This is a genomic window from Dyadobacter sediminis (genome assembly GCF_005860765.1).
Classification (GTDB): Bacteria; Bacteroidota; Bacteroidia; order Cytophagales; family Spirosomataceae; genus Dyadobacter; species Dyadobacter sediminis.
The window spans coordinates 361,219-373,475 of record NZ_VCEI01000021.1; the positions used below are offsets into that span (position 1 = coordinate 361,219).

Annotated in this window: 9 protein-coding genes; 6 read left to right on the top strand and 3 right to left on the bottom strand. The window is 46.0% G+C overall.

What is annotated here, in order from left to right; all coding sequences use genetic code 11:
• Positions 1-139: 139 nt before the first annotated feature.
• The 6 genes from FEM55_RS08755 (at position 140) to FEM55_RS08780 (ending at position 6,825) form a co-directional block, all read left to right on the top strand.
• The gene (locus FEM55_RS08755) at positions 140-904 is read left to right on the top strand and encodes an exodeoxyribonuclease III (protein WP_138280957.1); all 765 of its coding nucleotides are present in this window, start codon (positions 140-142) and stop codon (positions 902-904) included.
• A gap of 63 nt (positions 905-967) precedes the next feature.
• On the top strand, positions 968-1,552 hold the full coding sequence (locus tag FEM55_RS08760) for a Uma2 family endonuclease (protein WP_138280958.1): 585 nt from the start codon (positions 968-970) through the stop codon (positions 1,550-1,552).
• A gap of 51 nt (positions 1,553-1,603) precedes the next feature.
• Positions 1,604-2,188, top strand: a complete 585-nt coding sequence (locus tag FEM55_RS08765; RefSeq protein ID WP_229209167.1) for a Uma2 family endonuclease — start codon at positions 1,604-1,606, stop codon at positions 2,186-2,188.
• A 78-nt stretch (positions 2,189-2,266) separates the two neighbouring features.
• Positions 2,267-2,827, top strand: a complete 561-nt coding sequence (locus FEM55_RS08770) for a pseudouridine synthase (protein WP_229209168.1) — start codon at positions 2,267-2,269, stop codon at positions 2,825-2,827.
• Positions 2,828-2,924: 97 nt separating this feature from the next.
• A complete protein-coding gene (gene mutS / locus FEM55_RS08775) occupies positions 2,925-5,588 on the top strand; it encodes a DNA mismatch repair protein MutS (RefSeq protein WP_138280960.1) in 2,664 nt (887 codons plus the stop codon).
• Positions 5,589-5,634: 46 nt separating this feature from the next.
• Positions 5,635-6,825, top strand: a complete 1,191-nt coding sequence (locus FEM55_RS08780; protein ID WP_138280961.1) for a nucleoside permease — start codon at positions 5,635-5,637, stop codon at positions 6,823-6,825.
• A 123-nt stretch (positions 6,826-6,948) separates the two neighbouring features.
• On the opposite strand, the gene rbp is transcribed toward FEM55_RS08780, so the two are convergent.
• The 3 genes from rbp to FEM55_RS08795 all read right to left on the bottom strand — a co-directional run bounded on the left by rbp (position 6,949) and on the right by FEM55_RS08795 (position 12,176).
• Positions 6,949-7,647 (bottom strand): RNA-binding regulator, encoded by a 699-nt coding sequence (gene rbp, locus FEM55_RS08785; protein WP_138280962.1) that lies wholly within the window; start codon positions 7,645-7,647, stop codon positions 6,949-6,951.
• A gap of 43 nt (positions 7,648-7,690) precedes the next feature.
• Positions 7,691-8,527 (bottom strand): strictosidine synthase family protein, encoded by an 837-nt coding sequence (locus FEM55_RS08790; RefSeq protein ID WP_138280963.1) that lies wholly within the window; start codon positions 8,525-8,527, stop codon positions 7,691-7,693.
• A 214-nt stretch (positions 8,528-8,741) separates the two neighbouring features.
• Complete coding sequence (locus FEM55_RS08795) at positions 8,742-12,176, bottom strand: 3-keto-alpha-glucoside-1,2-lyase-like domain-containing protein (RefSeq protein WP_138280964.1); 3,435 nt, start codon at positions 12,174-12,176, stop codon at positions 8,742-8,744.
• Positions 12,177-12,257: the final 81 nt, after the last annotated feature.

The window sequence follows — 12,257 nt, forward strand, 5'->3', positions numbered from 1 at the left end:
GGATGATTCCTGTCTGTTTCAATCCTTTGCAACGGTAATTTTCCTGTAAATTGCCGGATGCCTTCATTTTTCTTTACAAACCTGCGGATTTTAAAACAGGATTGATTAGCAGGAAAAACAAGCCCCCTTATATCAAAAAATGCAGATACTTACCTATAACCTCAACGGAATCCGGGCGGCACTAAAAAACGGACTGATCGATTGGTTAAGAACCATGCCGGCTGATATTTTATGTTTTCAGGAAGTGAAAGCGACTCCGGACGTTGTAGACCTTGCCGGATTTACGGAACTTGGCTACGAGCTGATCGGATGGCATGCAGCTGAAAAAAAGGGATATAGCGGCGTGGCCATATTTTCCAAAATGGTGCCGGATTACGTTTTTCACGGATGTTCCATTCCTGTTTACGATCAGGAAGGAAGGATTTTAAGGGCCGATTTTGGAGACATTACCATTCTGAACTGCTATTTTCCTTCCGGAACGAGCGGTGAGATCCGTCAGGGCGTAAAGATGGAGTTTTTGCGTGATTTTTACGAATGGGTTTATGAATTGCGCAAGGAACGGCCCAATCTTGTTATTTGCGGTGATTATAACATTGCGCATACGGAAATTGACATTCATGATCCGGTAAGAAATAAGAAAATGTCAGGTTTTTTGCCTGAGGAAAGAGAATGGCTGACAAAATGGTTTGACAACGGATATACCGATGCATTCCGGTTCAAAAATCCGGATCGGAGGGAATATTCCTGGTGGACTTACCGTGCCGGCGCAAGGGCCAATAACAAAGGCTGGCGAATTGATTACATTTCGGTTGCCGATACGATCAAAGACCGTATAGTAGCCAGCAGGCTTTATAATGACGCCGTACATTCGGATCATTGTCCGGTTTGGCTGGAACTGGATTAAACGGCTTTTATTCATTGGTATAGTTTTGTAAATTGGATCAGAAACAGACTAAACAACCGAGTTATGGACATTCAAATGCCGGTGACACTGAAAATGGGCGATCTGATGAGTGAAGAGGAATTCTTTCAGTTTTGCCAGATGAACGACACACTAGAGTTCGAAAGGGACTCGCATGGAAATATTATACTTATGTCACCCACAGGAGCTTTTACAGGCGGATTTAACTTAGAAATTGCAGCTGAATTGGTATTTTGGAACAAAAAAAATAGATCAGGGAAAGTTTTTGATTCTTCCACTGGTTTCACATTGCCAAACGGAGCCGTGCGTTCGCCGGATGTTTCATGGATCCGGAACGAGCGCTGGAATGCAATTTCCAAAGAACAGCAGGAAGTTTTTGCGCCGCTATGTCCCGATTTCGTGATTGAAATACGTTCGAAATCCGATGGATTAAAGTATCTTAAAGATAAAATGAAAGAATACATTGCAAATGGAACTTCACTGGGCTGGCTGATCGACCGCTTTGACAACAAAGTTTACATTTACCGTTTGGACAAAAGCGTAGAAGTTCACAATTCACTTCACATCGTGCTTTCGGGCGAAACTGTGCTTCCCGGATTTACGCTTGATCTTGCTTCACATCTAAATTAGCATAAGCATTGTTTTACAAATTTGATCAGACAAAAATCAAATAACCAAATTATGGAAATTTCAATGCCGGTGACACTGAAAATGGGCGATCTGATGAGTGAAGAGGAATTCTTTCAGTTTTGCCAGATGAACGACACACTAGAGTTCGAAAGGGACTCACATGGAAATATTATACTTATGTCACCCACAGGAGCTTTTACGGGCAACTTTAATTTACGCATTTCGGGTTTTTTGTTCATGTGGAATGAATCCCACAAGCTTGGGAAAGTTTTTGATTCTTCCACCGGTTTTACTTTGCCAAACGGAGCAGTACGTTCGCCGGATGTTTCGTGGATACGGAACGAGCGCTGGAATGCAATTTCCAAAGAACAGCAGGAAGTTTTTGCGCCGCTATGTCCCGATTTCGTGATTGAAATCCGTTCGAAATCCGACGATCCGAAGTATCTTCAGGATAAAATGAAAGAATACCTTGCTAACGGAACTTCACTGGGCTGGCTGATCGACCGCTTTGACAATAAAGTTTACATTTACCGTTCGGACAAAAGCGTAGAAGTTCACAATTCACTTCACATCGTGCTTTCGGGCGAAACTGTGCTTCCCGGATTTACGCTGGACCTTGCTTCACTCATCAAATAACGGAAGTACAAAAACTTCTGTTCACTAATACTCATTAAAGACTTGTTCCGGTATTTTCTAATTTACAAACCATTTGGAATGCTTTCCCAGTTCAGTCGTGAAGGCGAACAGCCAACGCTGGCAGATCTGGATTTTAAGTTTCCGAAAGATATTTATCCGGTCGGACGGCTCGATGCCGATAGTGAGGGCCTGCTGTTGCTCACTAATGACAACTATTTGAAGACCAGACTTCTGGAACCAAAATACCGACACGAAAGAACATATTACGTACAGGTCGAAGGAATAATAACCCAAGAAGCCTGCACTTCTCTTGCAGAAGGGGTTTTTGTTTCGATAAACGGAAAGCAGTATCGTACGCTTCCCGCACGTGCAGTTCCGATGGGCGAGCCTGCGCTTCCTGACCGGAATCCGCCGATTCGGTTCCGTAAAAATATTCCTGTTTCCTGGCTTGCGATTACTTTGCATGAAGGCAAAAACCGTCAGGTAAGGCGTATGACAGCAGCTGTTGGCTTTCCTACGCTCCGGTTGGTGCGGTGGTCAATCGGGAAAATTTCACTGGCTGATAAAAAAGAAAATTTTCCTAAACCCGGGGACGTATGGGAAGTTACGGCAAAAGAAGCGCGGGACTTTCTCAAATGACCGCGGACAGGAATGGATAAAACCGCCTGATGCACTTGCCAAACCGGAGAGAAGGGTTAATTTTGTACATATCCTTTTTTTTAAATAAGGCTGATAATTGGCAAAGGCACAAAAAGAAACCCCGCTTAACAAACAATATAATCAGATCAAGGCCAAGTACCCGGGTGCACTTCTGCTGTTCAGAGTAGGCGATTTTTACGAAACATTTGGTGAAGATGCCATCCGTACTTCCAAAATCCTCGGAATTGTACTGACACGGCGTAATAACGGCGGTTCGCATGAGGAACTTGCCGGCTTTCCGCACCATTCGCTTGATAATTACTTGCCCAAACTGGTCCGTGCAGGCGAGCGCGTTGCCATTTGTGATCAGCTGGAAGATCCTGCGGCTGCCAAGGGAATCGTAAAACGCGGTGTGACTGAATTGGTGACGCCGGGCGTTTCTTTCAACGACAATGTGCTGGATATCCGTAAAAACAATTATCTGGCTGCCGTTCACGTTGGCACGGACGACTTGTACGGAGTGGCTTTTCTGGATATTTCTACGGGCGAGTTCATGACTTCGCAAGGCAATGCCGCTTACATTGACAAAGTGCTTCAGGGATTTTCTCCTGCCGAAGTTTTATTTTGTAAAAAACACAAACAGGAATTTCATCAGCTTTTCGGAGGCAAATACCATACTTTTCAGCTGGAAGACTGGTGCTTTGGTTATGATTACGGCTACGAACAGCTGATTACTCATTTTCAGACTACAACTTTAAAGGGTTTTGGCATTGAAACGCTTCCGATGGGCGTTATTGCCGCCGGCGTATTGCTGCATTACTTGCGGGAAACGGAGCATAAGGATGTTGCCCATATCGGCCGGATCACGAGGCTGGAAGAAGAAAAGTACGTATGGCTTGACCGTTTTACCGTTCGTAATCTTGAACTGGTCCATCCGCAACAGGAAGGCGGCGTTCCTTTGATTCAGGTGCTGGATCAGACGGTAACGCCGATGGGGGCAAGGTTGCTGCGCAAGTGGGTTGTGCTGCCGTTAAAGGAAAAACTGCCGATCGAAGAGCGCCTGAATACAGTTTCGCATTTTCTGGAAAATGAGGAGCTGCATGAGTCCGTCATGCAGTATCTGAAGCAGATTGGCGATCTGGAAAGGCTTATTTCAAAAGTTGCCGTCAGGAGGATCAACCCGCGCGAACTGGTGCAGCTTAAAAAATCACTGAAACAGATCGGGCCGGTGAAAGAGTTGCTTTCCGGTTTGATACAGAAAGAAGAAGACAGGTCCGCAGCGCAGGACGATAAGAGGAAAGTTACAGACCCGGCTATTGAAATACTCAGGAAATATGCGGATCAGCTGAATCCGTGCAGTTTTCTGATGGATAAAATTGAAAACGAATTGCGGGAAGACGCGCCGGTTCTTTCCAATCAGGGAAGGATGATCAAAAGCGGGGTGGATGCCGAACTGGACGAACTGCATGCCATTTCGTACGAAGGAAAGGATTTTCTGCTCAAACTTCAGAACCGTGAAATTGAACGGACCGGAATCGGATCGCTGAAAATCGCTTACAACAAGGTTTTCGGTTACTATCTGGAAGTGACGCACGCACATCAGAACAAAGTTCCTGCCGACTGGATCAGAAAGCAGACGCTGGTGAACGCGGAACGTTACATAACGCCGGAATTAAAAGAGTACGAGGAAAAAATCCTGAATGCGGAAGATAAAATCGCAGCTATCGAATTCCGGATTTACAATGAAATCATTCTTATTGCCGCAGAATACGTCAGCACGATCCAGCAGAATGCATTTATCGTCTCCACTTTGGATGTACTGAGTTCATTTGCGACAATTGCCAGGAAGAACAATTATGTAAGGCCAGTCATCAGCGAAGGAAAAGAACTGGATATCAAAGACGGCCGCCATCCGGTCATTGAGCAGCAACTGCCGTTGGGTGAAAGTTACGTTCCGAACGATCTGTATCTGGATGATGCCACGCAGCAGATCATCATCATTACCGGTCCGAACATGGCCGGAAAGTCCGCCCTTTTACGTCAGACTGCGTTGATTGTTCTCATGGCTCAGATGGGTTGCTATGTTCCGGCAAAAGCAGCTTGCATCGGACTTGTGGACAAGGTTTTCACGAGGGTAGGAGCCAGCGATAACCTCAGCCGAGGCGAAAGTACCTTTATGGTGGAAATGACGGAAACGGCCAGTATTCTGAACAACCTGAGCGACCGAAGTCTTGTGCTGATGGATGAAATCGGCAGAGGAACAAGTACTTACGACGGCGTTTCCATTGCATGGGCCATTGCCGAATACCTGCACAATCAGACGGATTGCCGGCCTAAAACGCTCTTTGCAACGCATTATCATGAACTTAACCAGCTTACCGAAGACTTCCCGCGCATCAAAAACTTCAATGTGGCCGTAAAGGAAGTGGACAATAAAGTAATTTTTCTGCGCAAGCTGAAACCCGGCGGTAGCGCGCACAGTTTCGGGATTCATGTCGCCCAGATTGCGGGTATGCCGCAGCGCATTGTAGTAAGGGCCAGTGAAATCATGCAGCATCTTGAAAAAGACCATGTAGCGCATGAACACAAAAAGCGGGTAAAGGAAATCCCGAAAAACAATTTTCAGCTCAGCATTTTTGAGCCTGCCGATCCGCGCCTGGAAGAGCTGAAAGAAAAACTGGCGCTTGTGGATGTGAACACGCTTTCACCTATTGAAGCATTGCTGAAACTGAATGAATTTCAGAAAATCGTAAAGAAATGATGTCTAACCTGTTAAAATTTACTATTCAATCTCCTATTCCTTTTTTATGAAAAATTCGACGCGTTTTCAGCTGATGGCCATGATGTTTCTCCTCTATTTTATCTGGGGGTCGTGGTATGGGCAAATGAGTAAATACATGTTTACGCAGCTTGGGGCTACAGGTGTGCAGGTGGGAAATGCCTATGCTGCCTTTTCTATTGCTATGATTATCGCCCCGTTTTTCGTTGGTATGATTGCCGACCGCTACTTTGCCGCACAAAAGGTGCTCGGAATTTTAAGTCTTGCCGGTGCAGCAATCCTTTACTTCCTGACCGGCGTTAAAGATCCGGATACTTTTTTCTGGGTTATTCTGCTTTATTGCATCACATTTGCCCCGACCATGGCGCTCACCACTTCCATTGCCATGCAGCAGGTGACCAATTCTGAAAAAGATTTTCCCGGCATACGCGTAATGGGAACGGTAGCCTGGATTGTCGTTTCCAACATCATTGGTTATTATGGCTTTGGCGACAGCGTCATGATTTTCAAGATTTCAATGGTTTCTGCCGCGATTCTGGGTGTATACTCCTTTTTTCTGCCCAATACGCCTCCGAAGCCGAGTACGAGCACATCATTTTCAGCCATTTTAGGGTTGGATGCCTTTAAGCTTTTCAAGGACCGTTCTTTTGCCATTTTCTTCATTTCGTCCTTGCTGATCTGTATTCCGCTTTCGTTTTATTATGCCATGGCCAATCCGTCACTCACCGATTCAGGCATGACAAATGTGGAAAATAAAATGTCTCTGGGCCAGGCTTCGGAAGTGGTTTTCATGCTGCTTATTCCATTGGCGTTTGCACGTCTGGGTGTTAAATGGATGCTGATTGTAGGACTTATCGCATGGATTATCCGTTTCATCGGCTTTGGCTACGGCGACGCTTCCAGCGAATGGCTGTTGTATCTTGCTATTGTCCTGCATGGAGTTTGCTACGATTTCTTTTTTGTAACCGGTCAGATTTATACAGACAGCAAAGCGGGGGAAAAATACCGTTCTTCTGCGCAGGGGCTGATCGCCATTGCTACTTACGGGATCGGAATGGGAATCGGTTCGTGGGTTTCCGGCGTCGTTGCCGATATGTACACGGTTAACGGCGTTAAAGACTGGACGAGCGTATGGATGGTTCCTGCCGGCATTGCAGCAGTGGTTCTTGTGCTTTTTGTGCTGTTCTTTAAAGACAACAAGATTAAAGCGGCGCAGTAAACGGGTTTGTTTGTCAGACTGTTGATTACAGTTTCCTGCTTTTGAAAGAATATAACAAATCAATAAAAAAACCTGTATAACTGACGTTTACAGGTTTTTTTATTATACCATGGATTTATAATCTCACCAGCCATCATCATCGTCCTCATCACGGCTTCTGATATAGTTTTTGGAACCGCCGCCTCCTTTTTTAGATTCTCCTCCTTTTCCGAAACGGTCTTCTGACCTTGATCTTCCGCCAAATCCGCCTCTGTCGCCTCCGTATCCGCCTTTATCGCTGCTGTATCCGCGGTCGTTGTTTCCTCTGTATCGGTCGCTGCTGCCGGAGTTTGAGCTTTTATCACTTCCATATCCACCGCCAAATCCTGCGCCGGAGCTGCTTCCGCCATCGGTACTGCTGCTTCTGTCAGATCGGTAAGTGTTGCTGCTTCTATCGGTTTCTGCGTTGCTGCTTCTGTCACTTCCGGCATTGCTGCTTCTGTCGTTTCCTGCACTGCTGCCTTCTCCGCCAGCCGGCCGTGGCCTGTTAAAACCTTCTCTTTTGAATTCTCCTCTGGGAGCGCCCGCATCACCTCTTGCTTCTTTTTTCTGTGATTCGTTTACTACCAACGGCCTTCCATACATTTCTGCTCCGTTCAATTCACTAATAGCCAACTTTGCCTCACTTTCGTCAGGCATTTCTACAAACCCGAAACCTTTGCTTTGACGTGTAATCTTGTCAATGATAATTTTCGCGGAGCTCACTTTACCAAATTTCTCGAAAGCTTCACGCAGTTCGCTTTCCTTTAACTTAAAAGAAAGACTCCCAACAAAAATGTCCATGGAAACGCCTGTTTTTTGTTTAATTTTTAGGTTATAAATATATTTATTTTAGTTGATATGCTACAACACTGTTTTTCATGAATGTGGGAACATAAACAATTTTTTTCACGCTGTCGTAGCCGATGTCCGCAGAGTTAATGCTGTCTGCGCTGGTATCCAGCAGCTTTTCGGTTGTTCCGTCCGATTTTACGTAATAAACCACACCTGCCCAGCAGGAAACAATATATTCACCCGGCTTAACCTGCTCGATTCCGTCTGTACTTTTATCCATTCCTTCCGCAACGACCGTCACCTGCTTAGACGCACTCAGCTTTTTCAAAGTTCCGCTGTCTGCAATTAATAAATCGGACCCAACTGCCAGCAACCCGTTCGGGCGTGTCAGGTCTTCAAAATAAGTGGAAATCTTTCCGTCTTTGATCAGATGCACTTTTTTGGTTTCCGTATCGGAGACATAGATATTTCCTTTGGAGTCAATCGTTACATCATTCAGGAATTTGGCGCCTTCCACTTCATGCTTTTTTGAAATCTTACCCGCTTTGATATCTATTTCAACCAATTCTGAAACATCCGCAACAAAAAGCTTATTTCCCAGCCGGGCCATGCCTTTCGGCGCATTAAGGCCGGTTACCCAGTCCTGAGCAATGATTTTACCATCCAGGCCTACTTTGGCAATACCGCCTTTTCCATCTTTTTCGCCGGGTTTACCGTCAATTTGCGCTACAAACAACAGTTTGTCCTGCGCATTGTAAAATACCGATTCAGGAATGGGCAGTGTGGCTTCTGTTGACCATATTTTAGCAAGTGTATGTTGTGCCTGCAAATTGCTGCCGCAGAACGCTGAAATCAATAATGCAGTTAGTGCAATGTAATTTGTTTTCATAAATGATCTGTTAGTTCCTTTTGGTTTGCTGTTATTCATACCAAAGGTTAAATCGGGCCAATTTACTTTCTATATTAGAAATTTCTGATGAATAAATCAAAGCTAAATAAAAATGGCCATAGTGACCGGCCCGTATATTTTAAATTTTTGCTAAATTCCAACAAAAAAGCCTTGCCGGATATCGACAAGGCTTTTTTCTGTTTGTAGCCACAGGTTATTTCTTCTTCTTCTTTTTGGAAGAAGCAACCGGCGCTCCGATGTTTTTTGAAAGGTCATTGATCCGGATATTCCTGAATTTCAGCGGCGAGCCGTGTCCAAGAAAACCGAGATAACCGCTTGTACGGCTCAGTCCCGGATGTTCTTTGTGATCCACAGTTCCGTTTTTACTGGCTTCCGCCAGATCGCCGTCCAGTATAACCGTGCCGTTCAGGGTAACTCTGATTTTTGATCCCTGCACGCGAACTTCTTCATAGTTCCATTCGCCGAGCGGTTTCAGAAATCCTCTTTTTGCAGGAATAATGCCGTATGCCGAGCCATGGTACTGATATTCATGCAGATCCTTGTAAATATCCGCATCGTTGTCCAGAATCTGGATTTCAGTTCCTACGTAAGCCGCGTCCCCTTCCATCGGTGTTCTGATTCCCAAGCCGTTATTGGCTCCGGGTGTAAGCTGGAATTCAAACCGGAAATCAAAATCGCTGTATTCGTCTTTGGTGTACAGATTTCCTTTTCCGCCTTTTTTCGGATCCACGACGAGTTCGCCGTTCTGGATAAAATAGTCGGTTTTGTTACCAACCCAGTTGAATAAATTCGTTCCGTCAAAAAGTACTTTAAAACCTTCTTTTTTCTCTGTCTCCGACAGTTCAAACGGTTCCGGACGAGGGATTTCGCGAACATAAATATCGCGGTAATTGATCTGGTTGCCATGTGCCTGTAACTCGATCTGTTCTTTTGCGAAAATTGGCAGCTTGCGGTCCCAGTAATTTTCCAGCACCACATTGTCCACTACATTTTCACCATTCAGATCCACAGAAACACGGTCACCGATCATGGTAATATGGAAAGTGTTCCATTCGCCAATGGCATTGTCTGCTACTTTGGAAGGCTTGCTCGGGTTTGTCTGATTGTTGTATAACCCGCCGGAACCCACCTGCGCGCCTACGCTTACCCGCGAGGTATCCCAGATCTGCACCTGAGGCGTTCCGCGCAGGTAAATGCCCGCATCGCCGTCTTTCTGGATTTTCCAGTCCACATACATTTCAAAATCTCCGTATTGTTTTACGGTACAAAGATTATCGCCGTGGCCTGAAAACACGAGTTCGCCGTCTTTTGCAAACCAGTCTTTATGAGCAGCTTCATCGGCTTTCTTTTGTTTGGCGGCCAAAGTATCCGGGCTCATTTTGCTGCGGGCAATCGGGTTTTCAACCAATCCTTTCCAGCCCGAAAGGTCTTTGCCGCTGAACAATGAAACAAATCCTTCGTCGGTCGGCAGCTCGGCCAGATGCTTGCGGATGGATTCCCGCTGGTATTCACTGTCCTGTCCTTTCAACAAAGAAGCTGCTTTGGTAAGCAGATTACGTATTTCCGCATTGTAGAAATCCTTGTTGGAAAGTCCGATGTTCATAACGGCTTGTGCCGCTGCCTGCTGTGTAGCCGGATTGTCAAGGTATTTTCCTGCAAACAGCAATGCATTGAACGTTCTGTATCTCGAAAGTTCTTTCAGGATCATTTCCTTTTGTGCATCCGTTTTGGTAAGGTCCATTGCTTCACGCAGCATAATCACTTTATTGGCCGGCGTTTTGGTCGATTTGGTAGCAGCAGCCACATAGCCCGACAAAGCGGCATTGAAGTCATCCGAATTGGAGGTTTGCTTCGCTATTTTCAAAAGTTCATTTGCCGCGCTCGCGTCCGTCCATGCCGACAAGGCATTGATAGCTGCTTTTTTAGAAACGGCGTCTCCGCTGTTGTAAGCTGACACCACGGAATTCAAAGCTTTGTTTCCGCCGATTCCGGCAAGTACCGCCAGATAATTGGATTGTTTGTCAGCCGGAGAAGCCTGCATTTGTTTCAGGATCATGTCGCTTTGTGCATTCGCATCGCCCGAACCTTTAATGCCTGCGCTTACTGCTTTCTGAACAGCCGTAATTTCTTCAGGACTGCTGCCTGCATTCAGCAATGTAAACATTTGCGGAAGATCACTGCTTGTTACCAATGAACTTAGTGCATTGTAAGCAGCTGTTTTAACCTCCGCATTCTGACTTTTGAGCAGTGCCGAAACGACATTCAGTTTGGAGCCTGCGCCTCTTGCCGCAAGTACCTCGATGGCCGCGGGCTGCGCAGTAGCCGGCAAGCCGGGCAAAGCCGCTGCAAGCTGATCCACAACGCCATTGCCTTTTATGGTAAGCAAACTGCTTTTTACCGCTTTGATTTCTTCTGCATTGCCATTTTTCAAGACCGGGATCAGGCTTGCCAGACTGCTTTCCTGCCCGATTTTTCCTGCTGCCCAAATAGCCGCCAGTTTTACTTTGCTGTCTTTTGAACTTAACGATTTCAGAATAACCGGCAAAGCATCTTTGGATTCCGCACGTCCGAGCATTGTAATGATTTCCGCCTGAACTTCTGGTTTTGCTTTTTTCATGGCGTTCAGCCAAGGCGTTGTGCCGTCGGCCATCGTATATTTCTGGCCCAGTTTCAATGCGGCTGCGCGGTACTCCGGATCGGTACTTTGCAATGCAGTTACCAAAACCGGAACGGATTCGCGTTTTTTGATATCCGAATAGATTTTAAGCGCCGAGGAACGGGTTGCGTTTTGCTTTGCATCGGGCGTATTTTTAATCAGTGCCAAAGCTGCTTTTTCGGCAGCAGGTGCATTGCCGTTTTCCGCAAGTCTGGCCAGATATTTCAGGTAAACCGCGGTGGCATCCGCTTCATCATAACCGTAAGCCGCTTTCTGTGCAGCGCCGGCCAGAATCGCTTCCGACGAAGGAGCGCCGATTTCTGAAAGCGCGTACAAGCTTACTTTGCGAAGGTTTACATCCGTGCTTGCTGCCGTTTTTTCTATGGCTGTTGCCGCTTCTTTGTAACGACTGCCGCCAAGTGCCTCGATAATGGAAATTTGTGCTGAACCGGACGCATTGCTCAATGCCTGCATCAAAGCTGCACCCGCAGCTGGCGAACCGATGCGCGCCAATGCTCTGGAAGCCGGGCCGGAAAGTCTCTCATCCGATAAATAGGTTTTCAGTACCTCAACGGATTCATCTTTTCCGACGGTCTGAATTTGGTAAATCAGGAAATTTTTGCTGTCCGGATCATTGACTTTGGACAATGCTTCGCCGTAAGCTTCGGCGGCATTTTTGCGTAAGGCTTCCTTTCCGGCCTGCGAGGCATAATAGGTAAATCCGCCCAGCGCATACTGGATTTTGGTATTGTCGCCTTTGCCAAGAGGTGTAAGCATGGAGGCAATCTGCACCAATCCGGGCTTTCCGAGGCCGGCCAGCTCTTCCATGTTTTTATTTAATGCCGTTTGATCTTCGGAAGGAAATCTGGAAAGCAGCGCATTCACTTTCGTCTGCAGTGCATTGTCGGTTTGTGCCCATGCCTGTGACATCATCAGGCATAAGGCCAGGAAAGTATAAATCGTTTTTTTCATTTTTATTACTGGTTGGCACTGGCTATTAGCTGTTAGCTATTAGCATTTAGCTTTTTTAAATTTAATTTTTTAACTGAGTGA